This is a genomic window from Rothia sp. HMSC071C12, assembly GCF_001813895.1.
GTDB lineage: Bacteria > Actinomycetota > Actinomycetes > Actinomycetales > Micrococcaceae > Rothia > Rothia mucilaginosa.
On the sequence record NZ_KV814371.1, the window covers coordinates 212,603 to 230,812 of the forward strand.

Here is an 18,210-nt window from a genome sequence, read left to right on the forward strand (position 1 = left end):
TTAGCCGAAAATTTCGGCAAGCTTGGCGCGCAGTTCGCGGCGAGAAATCTTACCCACGTTCGTGGTGGGCAGCTCCTGCAGAACCTGCACGCGCTCCGGGATCTTGAAGTCGGCGAGCTTCTTCGAAGTGAAGAACTCGTGCATCGTGCGGCGCGGGTTTTCGCCCAGGTCGGCGCCTTCCAGCGGCACAATGACCAGGCCCACACGCTCGCCCACAGTCTCATCCGGGATGCCCAGAACCACGGCGTCAAAAACGTCGGGGTGGGTCAGCGCCAGCTCTTCGATTTCGTCCACGGCAATCTTCTCGCCGTTGCGGTTAATCTGGTCCTTCGCGCGGCCGGTCACCTCAAGATACTTGCCGGCAACCAGACGCACAATGTCGCCGGTGCGGTAGAAACCGTCCTCGGTGAAGCCGTAACGGTTCGCGTTCTCCTCCAGGTAGTAGCCGCGAATCGTGTACGGGCCGCGGGTGAGCAGGTGGCCGCTCTCGCCGCGCTTAACCGGCTGATCCTGATCATCAACAATCAGGATTTCGTCGTCGGGGCTAATCGGGTAACCCTGAGTCCTCAGACGCATCTCAATCGGGTCGGTCGAGCGGGTGTAGTTCACCAGGCCCTCAGCCATGCCGAACACCTGCTGAACGGTGCAGCCGAGCACCGACTCAATCTTGCCTGCAACCGCCGGAGCCAGCTTCGAACCGCCCACCTGCAGGGTCTGCAGGGACGGCAGGGACACGCCGCGCTTCTCCGCGGAGGCGACCCACGCCTGAGCCAGCGGCGGCACCAGCGCGGAGGTGGTCACGCCCTCCATCTCAATGAGGTGGAACGCAGTCTGCGGGGACGGATCCGCCGCAAACACCAGCTTGCCGGAGGCGCACATGACGCCCAGAATACCGGGCGAGCTCATCGTGAAGTTGTGGGCGGCGGGCAGCACCACGAGCATGGTCGTGTTGTTGTTCAGCTTGCAGATATCGACCGAGCCGCGCACCGAGTACAGGTAGGCGGCGTGGGTGCGAGGAATCAGCTTCGAAATGCCGGTCGTACCGCCGGAGAGCTGCAGGAACGCCACCTGCTCGCTCGCACGCAGGTTCTCGGTGTTCTGAATGACACCGGGCACGAACTCTTCAGCGAGCTCCTCTTCGGTCAGCGGGGTCAGCGGCTCCGCAACGTCAATAGCAACCGGCGGCTCCAGTGAGTTCTTGCGCAGCTCGGCGGCAACGTCCTCGTGCAGGGCTGTGAAATCTGCGCCCGGGGTCAGCGAAGAGAACACGTGCGCCGCAGCGTCGGTGCGGGTCGCAAAGTGCACGAGCTCGGTGGTGCGGTGCTGCGGCAAGCAGAACACCGGCAACGCCGCCGCCCAGAAAATACCCAGCAGGTACACCAGGTACTCGGCGGTGTTACCCAGCTGCAGCAGCACACGGTCACCGGGCTGCACGCCAGCCTGAACGAGGCGCGCCGCAGCGGCACGACCTGCCGCCTCCAGCTCACCGTAGGAGAGGCGAATCTGCTGGGGCTTGCCGTCCTCATCGAGCTGCGCGTGCGAGAGCGCCACCAGCGCCGGGAAGTGCGGCTTCGCGCGGCATGCATCTAGCAGGAACTCGGGGATGGTCTGGTCAATCCAGTAGCCGGCTTCGCGGTACTTCGCGGCAAAAGACTCGGGGATGAGCGGCGTGGGGGCCAGGGGGCTACGTTCTACGGTCATCTTCTCTCGATTTCTGTGTCGTTTGCGGTTTCTATAGCGCTCACGTGCTGCGTGCGTTCGCAGCGTGATGCCATCTCGTCAATGAGGGCGGGTGCGCAACCTGCGCCGGGTACCCTTCGGCACCCCTCGCGGCGCGGTAGTGTTGCACTTCTCTTAGGCTGTACTTCTCTAGGATACGGGCGCGGCGGTGTTTACCCTAACGGGAACCCCGCACGCCCACCATGCGGGGTGTGCTCTACCCGTGCAGGATCCCTAGGCGACCTCTCGCTATTCCTCAGCTAAGCTCCGCTCAGCGCGCTCAGCCTCCCGGCAGGCAGCAATAATACGTTCCAACGCCGGCACAATCGCACCGCGCCAGCACGCATAATCGTGACCGCCGTTGAAGGTCGTGCAGTGCGCATTCTTCAGGCCCAGCTTTTCCAGGCGCTCCTTCAGCTCGCGGTGAGGCGGTACCAGAACCCACTCCTGCTCCCCCACCTCAATCTCAAGGTACAGGTGGCGCAGGCGGTCAATCTCACCCGCCGCCTCAAGCTCGTCCAGGCGGTCCATGACCTGCGGCTGCCACAGCGACGAAGACTGCGCGATCGCGCCGCCAAACGCCTCCGGGCGGCTCAGCACCGCCAGCAGGGAGGACAGACCGCCCAGCGACTGACCGTTAATCACAATGTTCTGCGGCGCGGTCTTAATGCCGTGCACTGCCTCCAGGTGCGGGAATGCAATGTCCACCAGGTAGTCGGCAACCGGGTTGTCGCCGTTCAGCTCCTTCCAGCGGTTCTCACGACCGCCAGAGTGCAGGAAGAACACGTGCATCGCCGGAATACGACCTGCCTCGTGGGCACGATTGAGGGTGTGCTCCATACCCTGGCTGAACCACATCTCACCGTCGAACTGGATGAACAGCGGCGCATCCGGGGCGGGGTCACCCACGCGGCCGAGCACATACTGGTGACCATCAGAGGTCTGCATCCACTCGGGGGCGGGCAGCGCGTCAATCTCTTCCTGAGTCAGGAGGAACTCCTGCACCGGCGCGTGCTCAAGCTGCACCACACCCATGCAACGACCGATACGGTTGCACGCGGTCTCGGGGTTCAGCGGGTCGCCCTCACCGGAGTCCAGAGCGGCGCGCAGGCGCACCTGGTCGTCATCACCCAGCCAGGCGGGGCGCTCGCCGGGCAGCGCCGGCAAGAAGTTGTAGGAGGCACGCCAGGTGGTTTCCATCTGTATGCTCAGCTGCCACCAGCCAGTGCCCTCGATGCGGGCCATGAGGGAACGGTCAAGGTTCTTCTCATCGGTCAGGCGGTTAATGAACATGAGCACCTGCTCCGCCTGCTCGTTGTGGTACAGGAAGGTGACGATGCGCTCGTTCTCACTGATGCTACCGTCTTCGCGGTGCACCGGCTCAATAATGGGGGTGCCTTCGGAGACGATCTCAACGATGCGGGCGTTCAGCTCTTCGGGGCTGACCGCCTCGGCGATGAGGGCGCTGATGAGGGGGCTGTCCACGCGCGGTGCCGGTACAGGGCGCGGGATCTTGGGAGGGGCCGGGCGCACGGCCGGCGCAACGGTACGCGGCTGCGCTGCAACAGTCTGCCCAGAAGTAGCCTGTTCAGAAGTGCCCTGTACAGAAATGCGCTGCACAGAAATACTCTGCGCGGGAACGGTCGCGGTGGGTTCGTGCTCGCCCAACGGTTCCTCCTTGGTCTGTGGAAACACTCAATCGGTGAAAATCGGTGAGGAGGCGCATTATTATTAGTTAGCCTCTACTACCTCACTCTATGGTATCCCTTACCCAAACTCCAGCCAAAGGGAAAAGCGAAAGAACCACAACATGACATTCATGACAGTGAGCACACGCTAATAAAGCCCAAGCACAAAGCCGCCACAACCCCGCCCAGCCCCATCTAAGACCAGCCCGGCCCCAGCCCAGAAGTTAAAAGAGATGAGGCACCGAGACCGTGCATCAAACCTTCAAACAGTGAAGGTCTCATGCGGCAGTCTCGGTGCCTCATCTACGGGTTCCCAAAATGGAACCTACCCAGTGCTCGGATCCGTTCATGCGTCAAAGACGGGCGAGCACCGGGTAGGCGCCCTACGCGCAGGGGATCCTGGGTCCCTCAGATCCTAGCGTTCGCTGCTTGGCGCAATGCCGAGCTTTTCCACCCGTACTGAGACGGTTGGTGCTAACTCCCACGCGGCTTAGGGGCGAAAACTATTCGCTTTCGCGGGCCGCCGAAATAGCGTCAGCGGCAATATGAATTGTTTGGTTCTCCTTCGGAATAACCAAAGGGGTACCAGTGCATGGATCAGGAATAATGACCGATTGCAGGTCAAAAACTTCCTGAATGAGTTCCGGTGTAATTATCGCACGCGGATCGCCCTGAGCGATAATCCGGCCCTGCTTCATTAACACAACATGAGTAGCATACCTGAAAGCGAGGTTCAGGTCATGCAAAACCACGGCTACCGTTCGCCCTTCGGAATGCAATTTCTTCGTCAGGTTCAGCACCTCAATCTGGTGCGTGATATCCAGGTAAGTGGTCGGCTCATCCAGCAGAATCAGCGGGGTCTGCTGCGCCAGGGTCATGGCAATCCACACACGCTGACGCTGACCGCCCGAGAGCGCCTCAATGGGACGCTCAGCAAGCTCCAGCACGTTCGCCGCCTGCATCGCCTCCACGCAGGCGCGCTCGTCCTCATCAGACCAGGAACGCAGCAGCGACTGGTGCGGGTAGCGGCCGCGCGCCACCACATCCGCCACGGTCACGCCGCTAGGCGCCTCCGGGGTCTGCGGCAGCATCGCCAGGATCTTGGCGATAGCGCGGGACTTCATCTGCGGCAGCGGGGTGCCGTCCAGGCGAACCTCACCCTCCTTGAGCGGGTTCACGCGGGCAAGAGCCTTCAAGGTGGTCGACTTACCGCAGGCGTTCGGGCCCAGGATAACGGTCAGCTCCCCCTCCGGCACCTGAAAATCTACCCCGTTGAGCACCGTATGCTCACCGTAGGCAACCACCATGTTCTCGCCTTCAAGGCGGGTCGTCACACTAGCGTTCACTAGCTCTTCTTCCTTTCGAGGTAAATCAGGTAAATCAGGTACAGGCCGCCAATCGCGCCGGTCACCACACCCACCTGAATGATGCGTCCGGGAACAGCGAATCGGCCAATCAGGTCAGAGCCGAGCACCATGAGCGCACCCATAAGTGCCGCGGAGGTGAAACCCACCCCGCCACTGCGAGACAGGGTCTTCGCGATGTGCGGTGCCGCCAAGGCGACAAAAGCAATCGGGCCGGTCGTCGCGGTCGCCAGCGAAACCAGAAGCACACCAATAAACAGAGCCGCCACACGGTACGCATTCACGCTCACACCCAAACCGGATGCCACCTGGTCACCAAAACGAATCGCGCCCAGCGGGCGGACCAGCATCAGCAGCAGCGGAGTCACCACGAGCAGCAGACCCAGCAGTGCGTAGGTGCGCTCCCACGTGATGTCGTTCAGCGAACCGGCAAGCCAAGACGCCGCGGTCTGCGCCTGAGTCAGCGAAGCACGCACCACCAGCAGCGCATTGAACGCCGCCAGGGTCGAACCCACACCAATACCGACCAGCACCAGGCGGAAGCCATGCAAACCCGTACGGCGCGTCAACAACCACACCAGCACCGAAGTCGCCAAGCCACCAACCACAGCGCCCAGAGCAACCTCAACGGGACCGGAATTGAAGACAATAATCTGCAACAGCGCACCGGTCGCGGCACCATTCGTGAAACCGATAATATCCGGCGAACCCAGGGCATTACCCGAAATCACCTGGAAAATCGCACCCGACAGACCAAGCGCCGCACCCACCAGAAGCGCCGCCACAATACGCGCCGCACGCTGCTGAGCGAAAGTCACAGCAATCTGCTTACCCTCACCCATCAACGCCGGAATGACCTTCTCCGGGGCGATCTTGTAGTCACCCTGCAACATGCCCCAAAACGCCAGCGCCGCAATCAGCACCACCAACGCCACATTCAGGATCAGCACACGCCACGGCACCTGAGCACTCAGCGGACCGCGCACAGTCAACACCGGGCGGCCGCCCAAATCGCGGCCGCGACGACGTGCAGAACGATTAGCGGGGCTGGTGGCAGTTGCCGTCGAAAGAGCGGAAGAATTCGACATTAGAGAGCCTCCACCTTACGACGAGTCATCAAGAACAAGAACACCGGGGCACCGGCAAGAGTCGCCACAATACCCACCTGAGTCTCCTGCGGAGCCACCAGCACACGCGCCAACACGTCAGCACACAGCAGCCACACCGGACCCAACAGTGCCGAACCATAATTCACCCAGCGCACATCATTACCGAGCAAAGCACGCACCACAAACGGCACCGCCAAACCCACAAAACCAATCGGACCCACCGCAGCAGTCGCCGCACCGGCAAGCACCGTCACCGCCAGCAACGTCAAGTTCTGGGTCGTACGCACGCTCACGCCGAGGCTGGTCGCCGCCTCCTCGCCCATACTCAGAGCATTAATCGCAGGAGCCACAAAGAACGCCACCAGCATACCCAGTACAATCACCGGACCCACCGTCGAAGCGATATCCATACCGCGGCCCTCCAGCGAACCGGCAACCCACACACGGAACTCGTTATACGCATCCTGATCAGCCAAAATCAGGCCCTGCGCAATCGCCGACAGCGCCGCAGAAATCGCCACACCCGCCAGAGCGAGCTTCACAATCGACCCGTCACGGCCACGACCCAGCGTGTACACCAGCACCGCAGCCAACGCGCCACCAATCGTCGCAGCAACCATGTACTGCCAAATACCCATCACGCCAAAAACCACCACGGAGCCAATCACAGCCACCGCAGCACCAGCGTTCACACCCATCAGGCCAGGCTCAGCCAGCGGGTTACGAGTCAACGACTGCATCAGAGAACCAGCAACCGCCAACGCGGCACCCGCCGCAAGACCCACCAGGGTACGCGGAATGCGCTGCTCCATCACAATCGTCTGCGCCTGCTCAGAAGCAGTGCCATTGAAAACAGCCAGAACCTGATCCGGCGGAAGATTATTCGACCCGAACAGCAAAGAAGCAGCCACAGCCCCCACCAAAAGCACCGCAAACAAGAACAGAAAAGCCAGGCGCTTACCCAACTTCTGCCCCTGAATCACAGAACCCTGACGGGACGTACTCTCCTGCTGAACATCTCGGGACAATGAGCTCGTGCGGGCCACTATGCTCCTTATGTTCGATACAAGAAAACAGGGAGGCGCACCCGGCGCACCCACACCACGCGAGGGGCACCCGGCACACCGGTAGATAATGAGAGAAACGCCGGAGCGGGCGGGTTACTCCCCCACCCGCATCCGACGTTAAGTCTTAGCGCTTACGGGTCAGCAGCAGCGCAGCGGCACCCACAATGCTTACGCCCAGAACCACCACGCCAATCCACGGGAACGCAGCACCGTAAGTCACGGTCTGAACGGTGGATGCGGTGTTAGCCGCGCCCGAAGCCGAAGCGCTCGGGTTCGACGCAGTACCACGCGCAGCAGCCGAAGAAGATGCGCTCGCCGAAGCGGTCGCCTTCTTCTGGGCATTTGCAGAAGCCGAAGCAGCAGGCGCAGCGGAAGAGCCAGAGGTACCGGAGGTACCGGAAGAGTCAGCTTCCGCGTTCAGGCGGTCGTACTCCTCCTTAGTGATGGTGTTGCCCTCAGCGTCGGTGTACACGGTCTCAGCCTCAGCCGCGCCACCTGCAGAACCATTCGAGGAGCCGTTCGAACCACCATTGGACGAGGACTCGTTGGAATCGTTAGAGCCCTGAGCCTCGTCTGCAGAGTCTGAGTTGTTAGAGTTCGAGCCGCCATTCGAGGAACCACCGTTGCTCTTCGAGCTGGAAGAGCCGCGGTTCGAGGAAGAACCCGAAGAGTTCGAGGAGGAATTATCCGAACCGCCCTCACCCACCACGGTGAACTCGGGGCTGCGGTTGCTGTACGCCTCGGTGCCCAGGTACTTGCCGTCCTTGTCACGCTTCTCACCGGTTGCAAGGAAACGCAGGGTGTGGGTGCCAGCGCCAACATCCGGCAGAACGAAGGAACCGGAGACATTACCGTTACCATCGGTCTTCTGCTGGTGCACCACGCAAGCGCCCTGTGCCGCGTCGGAGGGGCACAGGTTACCGTCGTCCACCTTCACGGACACCACAGTGTTCGCGGGGAAACCGCTCACGCTAAAGGAAATCACGCCGTGTTCGCTCACAGAAGAGGAAACGGTCGAAGAGGTGCCGGGGGTCGATGCCTTTGCACCGCCCGGAGGCAGAGCGGATGCGGTGCCAACACCCAAGCCCAGCGCCAGGGTTGCGGCAGCGCAGGCGGTCAGCGCCTTAGAGGTCAGGGATGCCTTCGGGGCTCCCGAAAAAGGTGCACGCATGGTGGTCCTTTCAAAATTACCGGGGTCAAAGCTGAACGCTACCGGGTTCGTGGAGGTGCAGTTCAGCGGGTCGTGACCCGAGTGGTTGGAGGCACCCGATCCACGCCCCTGTTCAAGGGTGCAGGGTCAAAAGTGTGGAGCGTGGACCGGTGCCGATGTGAATATGTGGTCAGAGAGCTTACTTCTTGGAGGTGCGCAGCAGCAGAGCCGCGGCCAAAACCACCAGGCCAGCCGCCGAGAGCAGCAGGTTATTGGCGTTGTTGACCAGCCACTTGGTCAGACCGGTCAGCTCAGTACCCTCAATGGTCGGGCCCTGTGCCTTGGTGCCAGCGGCGGAGTTCTGAGAGTTCTGCGAGCCCTGTGCGTTCTGCGAGTTCTTCGAACCGGCGGCGGCCTTCACAGCCTTCTTTGCGTTAGCTTCGGTCTTCTGCAGGTTAGATGCCAGGGTCTTCTGCGCGCTCTGAACCTTCGCCTTAGCCTGCACGCGGTTCACGACCGGAGCGGTGCTCTGCGAGAGCGCGGCGAGGGATGCATCCACGTCGGTGGCGCGGGTGCTGATGCGGCCGCCCGCGTTACGCATGGGCACAGGTGCCGTGGAGGTTGCGGTTGCGGGGTTTTCGTTCAACTCTTCGACCAGCTGGTCGGTGGCGTCCTGCTCATCGCGGGAAACGTCCTGACGAGGGGTAACAGCACGTTCCACGGTCATGTCAGCAAAACCGAGCACCGCATTTTCAGCGCCCTGGTTGCCGTTGTGCACAACCACGCGGTAGGTTGCGGCGGGCATGCTCACGCTGGTTTCGTAGCTGAAGCTGCGGTTGCCATCCAGACGCTTCCAGCCGGAGCCGTAGAGGGTCTGCGGGGAGTTACCGAGGTAGGTTGCGGCGTACACCCAGGTGCCCGGTTCAGCGTTCGGCACGGTCACGGTCACGGTGGAGCCGTCACGGCTCACCTGCACGCCATTACCAGCGGTCAGTTCGGAGGCGTTGACCGGCTCGGGTGCGTCACCGGGGGCGTACTCACCGATGGTGAAGGTGGTGTTGATGCCGCCCTGGCTGTTGGCGCCGCCGTAGGTTCCGGATCGGTCGCCCTCACGCAGGCTACCGGTCAGCAGGCGCAGGGTGTGCTCACCGGAGGCGTACTTTGCCGCGTCTTCGTCATTCTTGAAAGCTGCGTTATCGCGGGTGGGCAGGTCAATCCAGGCGTCGATGTGGCCGTTTTCGTCGGGGGTGACGATAGCCCAGATGGTGCGGTTGTCGTTGACCGCGGTGGCGTCGTTACGGGATACCTTGCCGTCGTCAATCTTCAGACCGATAACGGATGCCTTCTTGTCTTCGGGGTTGCACCAGCCGTCACCGGTCAGGTGCAGCTTGCCACCCTGAACCGCCTTGGGGTTCTCGATGGTCAGGCGCGGGGTGAAGGAGTCATCGGCGGGGGCGCAGGTTTTCGAGTCTTCGCTGGGCGCGGGGGTCGGCTCTGCGGTAGGTGCCGGGGTGGGGTCTGCAGTAGGTGCCGGGGTGGGTTCTGCGGTAGCAGAGGGATCCGCGGTAGGCTCGGCAGTCGCAGAAGGCTCAGCGGTAGCAGAGGGCTCCGCAGTAGGCTCGGCAGTCGCAGAAGGCTCTACAGTTGCGCTGGGCTCAGCGGTAGCAGAGGGATCCGCGGTCGGTGCCGGGCTCGGAGCCGGGTCGCTCAACGTAATATTCTGCGACACAGATGCACGACGGTCGTAGGTGTTGCCGTCCGCATCCGTACCGCCCAGGGAACCGGAAAGCACCTGAATACGGTGGCTGGTACCCTCCACGGTCCAGCCCTTGTTCTTCAGCTGTTCAGCGGTCAGACCGGTGTTTTCGGGGGTCGGCAGGGACACCTCAACCTCGAAGGTGCCGTCCTCCTTGGCGGTTCCCATGAAGTTTGCGGGCGAGTTGCCACCCTTCTTGGTGATCGGGTTAATCGCCTGGTGCGCTTCATCCGGCAGGGCGTCGAGGAACTTCACTGCGAACACTGCGCCGCGACCGGGTGCGGTGCTGGTAAAGCCGGTGCCGCGTAGCACGAGCTTACCTTCGCGCCACTTCTCGGTGGAAATCGTCACGGTAGCCTTATCAGCCTGCTGGGTGGCGGCGGGGGTGTCCGCGTAAGCAATGGTGGTGCCGGTCAGCGCTGCTCCGGGGGTGATGAGCGCGCCGGCGAGAGCCACGACGGCACCGTAGCGGGCTGCGGTGCGCACGGGTCGAGTTTCGGTCATTGTGGTCCTTGAGGATGGTGTGGTGGGTCGTGCATCCCCTTCCCGCCGCGGTTTTTAGGTCGCGGCGGGAAGGGTGGCGGAAGCTTCAGCGGGTGATTGCTTCACAGGGTATTTAGAACGGGGTGTTCAGAACAGGGCGTTTAGAGCGGAAGCGCCTTCTTGACGTCTTCGATAATGCCTTCGAGCAGTAGCGGGCCGCCGGTGGAGGTCCACTTGGAGCCGTCCACGAGAATCACGTGGTCGTCCTTGAATGCCTTCAGGTTGGTGAAGCCGGAGGTTTCCTTCGCCTTGTTCAGTGCTTCTTCGGCGCCCTGCAGACCTGCGGAGCCCTGCGCGTTCGGGTTCTGCTGGCTTGCGCCGCCGAGGGTGCCCAGGAACATGTAGTCCGCGTCGATGGTTGCCAGGTTCTCGAGGGAGACGGGCTCGGAGTGGCCCTGACCGTTTCGGTCCTGCGACTCGGGGCGCTTAAGGCCCAGGTCGTTGAGTACCTGGCCGGCGGGCAGTTCCTTGAGGATCAGGGCGGGGCCGTTGCCTGCCCAACGGACGATGGAGAAGGTCTTGTCGCCGTACTTGGGGGCGAGCTGGTCCTTCAGCGTAGCGGCGTTTGACTCGTATGCCTTGATGACTTCTTCGCCCTTGTCGACCATGTTCATAGCGTTGGCGACGTTGCGGAAGTTGATGCGCCAGTCTCCGCCCGCGTAGCCGCAGTAGACGACGGGGGCGATCTTCTTGAGAGTTTCGAAGGCCTCGGAGCGCTTGTCCACGCCGGTGGAGTCGACCAGAATCAGGTCGGGGTCAAGGTTGCCGATCTGCTCGTAGTTGACCTGGGCGACGGTGCCGATAATCTGCACGCCCTTGGCGCGGTCGGCAAGGTAGTTGGGCACGCCGGACTGGCCGCGACCGGAGACGGAACCGACGGGGGTCACGCCGAGGGCGAGCAGGCCGTCGAGGGTGGGTTCGGAGAGGACGATAACCTTCTTCGGGTTGGCGGGAACTTCTACATTCTCGTCGTCAATGTCCTTGATGGTGCGGGTGCCGCTGTTGCCACCGGAGGTGGAACCGCCGGAAGTGGTGGTCGTGGTGGTCTCGCTGCTGCATGCCGCGAGGGCGAGAGCAGCCGAGGAGGCGAGCGCCAGGCCGAAGAATGCGCGGCGGTTAACGCCCGATGCGCCGTGGTTTTCGGCGTCGGTCAGCTCGGTTCGGTTGAAAGACATAGTTCCCCCTAGATTTGACTAAACTATACCTAACCTTACAGATATCTGAGTGTTACATCAAGATGTGTTCAGTTTGCTTTTTCTGACCGCCGGGATGCCCGGTTTTACCGCGGAATTGCGCGGGGTAACATATCTCACGCTTTGTCATAGTCTTGCTGACACTATGTCGCTTAACTGGGTGTCTCTCCCCTGCTATTACCTCGCTATAAATCTGCGGTGGTTGAGAAAGCCGGGCACGCAAAACGCCCCGCCGCGAAGAGCCGCGACGGGGCGCAATCTTCGCAACGGGGCGTTGAAGTTTTATAGATGCGGGGGTGTCATCGATACGGGGCGCCGTTACCGGCGAGCACCGCTAGCAGCCGCAACCGCATCCGGCGCTGGAACGCTTGACCGATGCGGCCGCCTCACGCAGGGAGGCGATTGCCGCCTCCGGACCGCCGAGCGCCTCATCCACACCGTAGACCGAGCTACCGGCAACGAAGCAGGTTGCGCCAGCCTCCGCGGCACGCAGGATGGTCTCTTCGGTGATACCGCCGTCCACCTGCACGGTCACCGGCAGGTTCGCGCCCTCAATCGCCTTGGCGGCGCGGGCAATCTTCGGCAGGGTCACGTCCAGGAACGCCTGGCCGCCGAAGCCAGGTTCCACGGTCATGATCAGCAGCATGTCCAGTTCGCTGAGCATGTCCAGGTAGGGTTCCACGGCGGTTGCCGGACGCAGCGCCATACCCGCCTTCGCGCCCTCAGCACGCAGGGTGCGCGCCAGCTTGATGGGGGCGATAGCCGCCTCCGCGTGGAAGGTCACCGATTCGCAGCCCATGCTGGCGTATTCGGGTGCCCAACGGTCGGCGTCCTCAATCATCAGGTGCACGTCGAACGGCACCGGGGAGATTTCGCGCAGACGCTTGACCACCGGCGGGCCCCAGGTGAGGTTGGGGACGAAGTGGTTGTCCATCACGTCAATATGCGCGGCGTCTGCGGTGGAAATGCGCTCCAGCTCGCGCTGCAGGTTCGCGAAATCCGCCGAGAGAATCGACGGGTTAATGGCAATACCCATGGGGTTCCTTTCAAATCCGTGCCGTATGGCCAGTGATGCTAGGCGGTGAAGCGGCTAGTTCTTACGCAGCAGGGCGAGGAACATGGCGTCGGTTCCATGCACGTGCGGCCACAGCTGCGCGGTGGTCGGGTTCTCCGAAGCCTTCACGACCGATGCGCCCTTCTTGACCTTAATCTCGGGGGTGTGGCCGGGGTCCTTCTCCCCCGCCAGCACGCTCACGGGTTCGCCGTTCGCGCCTTCGGTGTGCAGGGCGACTTCGCGCAGCGCGGCGGCGGAGTCGAGCAGGCTGACCGCGCCGCTTTCGAGCACCTCGGCAACAATGTTCTGGGTTTCTGCCGCGTGCGGGGAGCAGGTCACGTAGGCGATGAGGCCGCCGGGGCGGGTCGCCTCAATGGCTGCGTCCAGGAGCTGACGCTGCAGGGGCAGCAGCTCGGCAATATCGCGCGGGGACTTGCGCCAACGCGCCTCGGGGCGGCGACGCAGGGCGCCCAGACCGGAGCAGGGCACATCCACCATCACGCGGTCGAAAAGCTGACCGGGCTCAATGGATCCGGGCAGTGCGGAGGCGTTCTTGTGCAGGGTTTCGCGGATCTGGCGGCCGTCGCCGGTGAGTACCGTGTAGCTGTCCTCGGGCAGGGGGCGCATGGAGGATTCCACGAGCTGCGCGCGGTGCGGTGCCGCCTCGTTGGCGACCAGGGATGCGCCGCGCTGAATACCGAGCGCGCCGAGCAGCGCCGCTTTACCGCCAGGGCCTGCGCACAGGTCGAGCCATGCGGTGTCGGTGCCGTCCAGGGGTGCTGCGGCGAGCGCGCGTGCTACCAGCTGGGAGCCGGCATCCTGAGCGCGGACGGTGCCTTCACGTACGGATTCCAGGCGTGCCAAGTCGCCGGAGGCGTACAGCGCCGAACCTTCAACCAGCTCGCCGTCGACGGCGCCCTGTTCGCGTGCCTCGTCGAGGCTACCCAGGCCGGGTAGCGCCACCAGGTTCACCACGGGGGCGAGGTTGTCCGCTTCGAGCAGCTGCTCAATTTCGGAGGCGGGGCGGCCGTGCGCAACGAGTGCCTGGCGCATGGAACGCACAATCCAGGCGGGGTGCGAGGCGAGCAGCGCCATGCGTTCGGTGTCGTCCTTCGCGTCCTCGATGATGAGTTCGTACCACTCTTCGGGGGTGCGCTCGGAGACACGGCGCAGCACCGCGTTAATGAAGCTTGCCGGGCCCGCACCGATCTTTTCGCGTGCCAGGGACACGCTCTGGTTCAGCGCCGCGTGGGCGGGAACGCGCATGTTCAGCAGCTGGTGCACGCCCATGCGCAGCACAATCAGGGTGGTGGTGCCGACCTTCTCGATAGGGCGGTCTACGCAGCGGCTGAGGATTGCGTCGTAGGTGCCCTGGTGGCGCAGCGTGCCGTAGGTCAGCTCGGTTGCAAAGCCTGCGTCGCGGTGGTCGAGGCGGTGGCTACGAATCGCCTTGGGCAGCACGAGGTTCGCGTAGGCGTCAGATTCCGCCACGGAGCGCAGTACGTCGAAGACGGTTGCGCGTGCGGTGTCTGCGGTACGCGAGCGTGCGGAGGGTGCCGCCGCGGAGAATTCGCGGGCGGACATGGAGCGGCGGTTGCGTTCGTGGCCGCTCTTATTGCGCTGGGAGGTGCCGCCGCCACCGCGTTTGGTGTCGTCGTGCTCGGTCTTGGCGCGGCGTGCGGCGCGTTCGACGCTGGTCAGGCCGTCAAAGCGGCGGCCGGTACGCGATTCGCTGCGGGAGTTGTCGTCCCACTTCTGCGGGCGGCCCTGCGAGCTTTGATTCTGCGAGCGCTGGTTCTGAGCGCGCTGGGAATTCTGGGACTGCTGGCGGTTCTGCTCGCTCACACCAGAACTCGAGCCGTTGCCAGCGCCGGAGCGGCGACGACGCTTACGCTTCGCACCGCCCTCACCCTGACCGCCGCCCTGATTGAACTTACCCTGACCGCTACCCTGGCTGAACTTGCCGTTGCCGGGCTTGCCATTGCCAGCGTGACCGGGCTTGCCGTGTCCTCCCTTGTAGGGGCGCTTTTCGTTGCTCATGCGAGTACCACCAGGCCTTCCGCCATGTCCTTGCCAGCGCCGCGAGCCCACGCGGGCGCATCCATCATTTTCTTACCGGCAGGCTGAACCTGCAGCAGCATCAGGGGTTTGGTACCGGTGCCGACCAGTACCTTCTTCGCGTGCAGACGCACCGCACCGGGTGCGAGGGGGCCGCCGTTCGCCTCGGTCAGGGACTGCACCAGGCGCTCATCGGCAACCGCCAGACCACCAATCTTGAAGCGGTTTTCGCCCAGTTCGCACCATGCGCCGGGTTCGGGGGTCACGCCGCGGAAACGTGCCAGGATCTGCTCGGCGGGTTCGGTCCAGGTGAGGCGGCCGTCGGCAATGCTCATCTTGGAGGCGTAGCTAACAGAGTCGTCCTCGACCTGCACGGTGCCGTTCTCGCCCGCTTCGAGGCGTTCGAAGGTGCGTTCAAGCAGTGCGCCGCCGCTGGTTGCGAGGCGCATCAGCACGGTGCCTGCGGTGTCGTCGGCGGCTACGGGGGTGGATTCCTGTTCGAAGGTGGGGCCGGTGTCCAGGCCTTCTTCGAGCAGGAAGGTGGTGGAGAAAATTTCTTGCTCACCGGCGATGAGGGCGCGCTGCACGGGGGCGGCGCCGCGCCATGCGGGCAGCTTGGAGAAGTGCAGGTTGACCCAGCCGTAGCGCAGGGATTCGAGCGCGGGCAGCGGCAGCAGGGCACCGTAGGCGACCACGGCGGCTGCGTCAGCGTTCAGCTCAGCGATGGCTGCGGCGGCTTCGTCGTTCCAGCGGTTTGCCTTCACGATGGGCAGGCCGAGCTCTTCGGCGCGCTGCGCGACCGGGGAGGGAGTGAGCACGCGCTTGCGGCCCACGGGGGCGTCTTTGCGGGTAAGCACGCCAACCACGCGAACCTTATCGGAGTTCGCCAGGTAGTCGAGCGGGGGCACGGCAATGTCGGGGGTGCCTGCGTAAATGATGTTGAGCATGTGAGCCTACTTTCCGAAGCTACCGAAGGAGGAACCGGCACCGAATGCGCCACCGCCGCCGAAGGCACCGCCCACGCGGGTTGCACGCTCGGTCACGGTCTTCGCGGCGACGGCGTTGTAGTCTGCGGCGCGCAGGGCACGCATCACGCGCTGGCGGTCTTCACCCACGAGACGGTCGATGAACAGCTTGCCGTGCAGGTGGTCGGTTTCGTGCTGCAGCATGCGCGCGAACAGGCCCTCACCTTCCAGCACGAGGGGTTCGCCGTGGCGGTCCACGCCGGTCACGCGCGCCCAGTTCTTGCGCGGGGTCGCGGACTTTTGACCGGGCACGGACAGGCAGCCTTCGCCGCCTTCCTGGTCTTCTTCACCAACTTCGAGCACGGGGTTGATGATGTAGCCTTCGCGGTCGTCAATGCCGCCGAAAGTGAAGATCTGCTTGGAGATGCCAACCTGCGGGCCGGCAAGGCCCACGCCGCCCACGTCGTACATGGTTTCTAGCATGTCGTCGATGAGTCGTGCCAGGTCGTCGTCGAAGACGGTGATGGGGTCGCAGACGCTGCGCAGCACCGGGTCGCCCACGGTGCGGATGCTCAGGATGGTCATGGTTCTCCTCTGCCGGCGGGTGCCGGGAATGTGCTTACGGATTTCAAAATGGTGGCAGAACTGCGCTGACGGCTTTTCCCAGCGGGTTCTTTACAGTGGGTTCTTCCCAGTGGGTTCTTCACAGCGGGCCGCGCGGACACCGTTCTGCCTATTGTTCTATTGTCGCCGATTCAGTAGCGCGAATCTAGAACGAATCGAGGCGGCAGGGTGAGGGCTGAGCCTCACCTCCGCGGAGGGTTTGAACCCTCTCCCCTACGCCGCAGGCGGGGGTACTACGGGCATGAGCGCGGGGTCTTCAAATTCTTGGACCTGGCGGTCGAATTCCCAAACGCGGCGCAGGGCGCAGAACTTGTACCAGTTACGTTCGAGCACGGCGGGGTTCGCCTGCTGCGGTAGCACCTGCGTTTCGCCGAGGGCTACGCCCATGAGGACGGGCGCGTCACCGTATTTCCAGGGTTCCCAGGCGCCTTCGTCGGGGTCGACGAGGGATTCTTCGGCTTTGAGTCCGGCTACGAGCTGCATGACGACTTTTTCGTCGAGTGCTTTGACACGGCCGCGTTTGTCGGTGCCTTTGGTTTTGTAGTCGATGATGCAGGTTCGGCCTGCGATTTCTGCGACCAGGTCGAGGGTGCCCGCGTAGCCGACGGTGTCGTTCCAGATGGTGACTTCGGCGGCGAGGGGGCGGGGCTTGAAGGCTTCCCACCATTCGTCGAAGCGGTCGGCGTAGGCTTGTTCGCCGTTGATGATGAGCTGTTCGCGGCTTTCGTCGAGGTTGTGTTCGCGGCCCATGGCGCGTAGGGCGACGGCTTCGGCGTAGTTGTGGACGCGGTCGCCTCGGGCGGCGGCTGCGTCGCGGTATCGTTCGGAGGCGCTGGCTGCGTCGCGGATGATGGCGAATTTGAGGCCGTGGGATCCGGTGGCGCGGTAGGCGCGCTGGTCTTCGAGGGCGGCTTTGGCGGCCATGTACCCGTGCCAGCCGCTGAGGTCGTTGGCGTGCTGCCCGATGACGGTGGTGATGGAGGGGACGAGGGGTTCTCCTCCGCGGACGCGCGCGTACATGCGTCCGTAGTCGGTGGCTGCGGCGAGTTCGGGTGTTGTCACGGGGTACCTCATTCTCGGGTGGTTGTGTCCGCGGCTGGGTTTGTACTGCTTGTGGGCACAAATACCGGTGGGCATAATAAAACCCCCGTTCCTTGAAACGGGGGTTATTGGTGCGTGATACTGGGTTCGAACCAGTGACCTCTTCGGTGTGAACGAAGCGCGCTACCACTGCGCCAATCACGCTTACGGATAAGACTATACCGAGGCTCGGCGTGAAGGTCAAATTTTGCGCTCCCCCTTTTTTGTTCCTATTTTTATTGCCGCCGAGAAGCCACTTGTGTTTCGAAAAGCCACCATAATGGTGGCTTCTCGAAACACTTGTGGCTTTTCGAGGGGTTCACGGCGGCACCGTAGAATCTATAAAATCATCCGACAGATACAGATATAAACAAAAAAGCCTGGCTTCCGAAGAAACAGGCTTTTTTCCTAGTGTGACCCCAACCGGTTTGTAACGGTGACGGAGGGGCATGATGCCGAGCGCGCGAGGGATTTCATCATGCCCCGGAGTGCCGCGACGTAAGGAGCGGCGCCGTGAGAGGCTCACGGCGGCACCGTAGAACCTAAAAGATCTTCCGACAGATACAGATATAAACAAAAAAGCCTGGCTTCCGAAGAAACAGGCTTTTTTCCTAGTGTGACCCCAACCGGTTTGTAACGGTGACGGAGGGGCATGATGCCGAGCGCGCGAGGGATTTCATCATGCCCCGGAGTGCCGCGACGTAAGGAGCGGCGCCGTGAGAGGCTCACGGCGGCACCATAGAATCTAAAACCATTTTTCACCGGATAAACAAAGAAGCTCCCCAGTCTTTCGACTGGAGAGCTTCTTTCCTAGTGTGACCCCAACCGGATTTGAACCGG

General features: G+C 62.9%; 13 protein-coding genes and 1 tRNA gene. All 14 read right to left on the reverse strand.

Features of this window, described 5'->3' with window-relative positions; all coding sequences use genetic code 11:
* On the reverse strand, nucleotides 1-1,701 hold the full coding sequence (locus tag HMPREF2942_RS04135; protein ID WP_070688462.1) for a (2,3-dihydroxybenzoyl)adenylate synthase: 1,701 nt from the start codon (nucleotides 1,699-1,701) through the stop codon (nucleotides 1-3).
* Between the two features lie 267 nt (nucleotides 1,702-1,968).
* Complete coding sequence (locus tag HMPREF2942_RS04140) at nucleotides 1,969-3,387, reverse strand: enterochelin esterase domain-containing protein (protein ID WP_141755592.1); 1,419 nt, start codon at nucleotides 3,385-3,387, stop codon at nucleotides 1,969-1,971.
* 523 nt (nucleotides 3,388-3,910) lie between these two features.
* Entirely contained in the window at nucleotides 3,911-4,753 is an 843-nt protein-coding gene (locus tag HMPREF2942_RS04145) for an ABC transporter ATP-binding protein (protein ID WP_049349016.1), read from the reverse strand.
* Complete coding sequence (locus HMPREF2942_RS04150; protein WP_049337913.1) at nucleotides 4,753-5,859, reverse strand: FecCD family ABC transporter permease; 1,107 nt, start codon at nucleotides 5,857-5,859, stop codon at nucleotides 4,753-4,755. The genes HMPREF2942_RS04145 and HMPREF2942_RS04150 overlap by 1 nt, the downstream gene beginning before the upstream one ends.
* The gene (locus HMPREF2942_RS04155; RefSeq protein ID WP_246824348.1) at nucleotides 5,859-6,908 is read right to left on the reverse strand and encodes a FecCD family ABC transporter permease; all 1,050 of its coding nucleotides are present in this window, start codon (nucleotides 6,906-6,908) and stop codon (nucleotides 5,859-5,861) included. The genes HMPREF2942_RS04150 and HMPREF2942_RS04155 overlap by 1 nt, the downstream gene beginning before the upstream one ends.
* A 163-nt stretch (nucleotides 6,909-7,071) precedes the next feature.
* The gene (locus HMPREF2942_RS04160; RefSeq protein WP_070688463.1) at nucleotides 7,072-8,118 is read right to left on the reverse strand and encodes a plasmid partitioning protein; all 1,047 of its coding nucleotides are present in this window, start codon (nucleotides 8,116-8,118) and stop codon (nucleotides 7,072-7,074) included.
* Between the two features lie 178 nt (nucleotides 8,119-8,296).
* Nucleotides 8,297-10,357 (reverse strand): peptidase, encoded by a 2,061-nt coding sequence (locus tag HMPREF2942_RS04165; RefSeq protein ID WP_070688464.1) that lies wholly within the window; start codon nucleotides 10,355-10,357, stop codon nucleotides 8,297-8,299.
* Nucleotides 10,358-10,497: 140 nt separating this feature from the next.
* A complete protein-coding gene (locus tag HMPREF2942_RS04170) occupies nucleotides 10,498-11,571 on the reverse strand; it encodes an ABC transporter substrate-binding protein (RefSeq protein ID WP_070677920.1) in 1,074 nt (357 codons plus the stop codon).
* A gap of 352 nt (nucleotides 11,572-11,923) precedes the next feature.
* Nucleotides 11,924-12,625 (reverse strand): ribulose-phosphate 3-epimerase, encoded by a 702-nt coding sequence (gene rpe / locus HMPREF2942_RS04175; RefSeq protein WP_070605467.1) that lies wholly within the window; start codon nucleotides 12,623-12,625, stop codon nucleotides 11,924-11,926.
* A gap of 54 nt (nucleotides 12,626-12,679) precedes the next feature.
* Nucleotides 12,680-14,683 carry an RsmB/NOP family class I SAM-dependent RNA methyltransferase gene (locus HMPREF2942_RS04180; RefSeq protein ID WP_070688465.1) on the reverse strand — a complete coding sequence of 668 codons (2,004 nt, stop codon included), beginning with the start codon at nucleotides 14,681-14,683 and terminating at the stop codon, nucleotides 12,680-12,682.
* Nucleotides 14,680-15,648 carry a methionyl-tRNA formyltransferase gene (gene fmt / locus HMPREF2942_RS04185; protein WP_070688466.1) on the reverse strand — a complete coding sequence of 323 codons (969 nt, stop codon included), beginning with the start codon at nucleotides 15,646-15,648 and terminating at the stop codon, nucleotides 14,680-14,682. Before fmt ends, HMPREF2942_RS04180 begins: the two co-directional genes overlap by 4 nt.
* Before the next feature lie 6 nt (nucleotides 15,649-15,654).
* Complete coding sequence (def, locus tag HMPREF2942_RS04190) at nucleotides 15,655-16,251, reverse strand: peptide deformylase (RefSeq protein ID WP_070688467.1); 597 nt, start codon at nucleotides 16,249-16,251, stop codon at nucleotides 15,655-15,657.
* 252 nt (nucleotides 16,252-16,503) lie between these two features.
* Complete coding sequence (locus tag HMPREF2942_RS04195) at nucleotides 16,504-17,352, reverse strand: PD-(D/E)XK nuclease family protein (protein ID WP_070676876.1); 849 nt, start codon at nucleotides 17,350-17,352, stop codon at nucleotides 16,504-16,506.
* A 108-nt stretch (nucleotides 17,353-17,460) separates the two neighbouring features.
* Nucleotides 17,461-17,535 (reverse strand) — tRNA-Val (locus tag HMPREF2942_RS04200).
* Nucleotides 17,536-18,210: the final 675 nt, after the last annotated feature.

Bases quoted from the DNA above. Each gene is read 5' to 3' on its own strand.
- HMPREF2942_RS04165 (WP_070688464.1), bottom strand. From the start codon at position 10,357: ATGACCGAAACTCGACCCGTGCGCACCGCAGCCCGCTACGGTGCCGTC.
- HMPREF2942_RS04135 (WP_070688462.1), bottom strand. From the start codon at position 1,701: ATGACCGTAGAACGTAGCCCCCTGGCCCCCACGCCGCTCATCCCCGAG.
- HMPREF2942_RS04150 (WP_049337913.1), bottom strand. From the start codon at position 5,859: ATGTCGAATTCTTCCGCTCTTTCGACGGCAACTGCCACCAGCCCCGCT.
- def (WP_070688467.1), bottom strand. From the start codon at position 16,251: ATGACCATCCTGAGCATCCGCACCGTGGGCGACCCGGTGCTGCGCAGC.
- HMPREF2942_RS04160 (WP_070688463.1), bottom strand. From the start codon at position 8,118: ATGCGTGCACCTTTTTCGGGAGCCCCGAAGGCATCCCTGACCTCTAAG.
- HMPREF2942_RS04170 (WP_070677920.1), bottom strand. From the start codon at position 11,571: ATGTCTTTCAACCGAACCGAGCTGACCGACGCCGAAAACCACGGCGCA.
- rpe (WP_070605467.1), bottom strand. From the start codon at position 12,625: ATGGGTATTGCCATTAACCCGTCGATTCTCTCGGCGGATTTCGCGAAC.
- HMPREF2942_RS04180 (WP_070688465.1), bottom strand. From the start codon at position 14,683: ATGAGCAACGAAAAGCGCCCCTACAAGGGAGGACACGGCAAGCCCGGT.
- fmt (WP_070688466.1), bottom strand. From the start codon at position 15,648: ATGCTCAACATCATTTACGCAGGCACCCCCGACATTGCCGTGCCCCCG.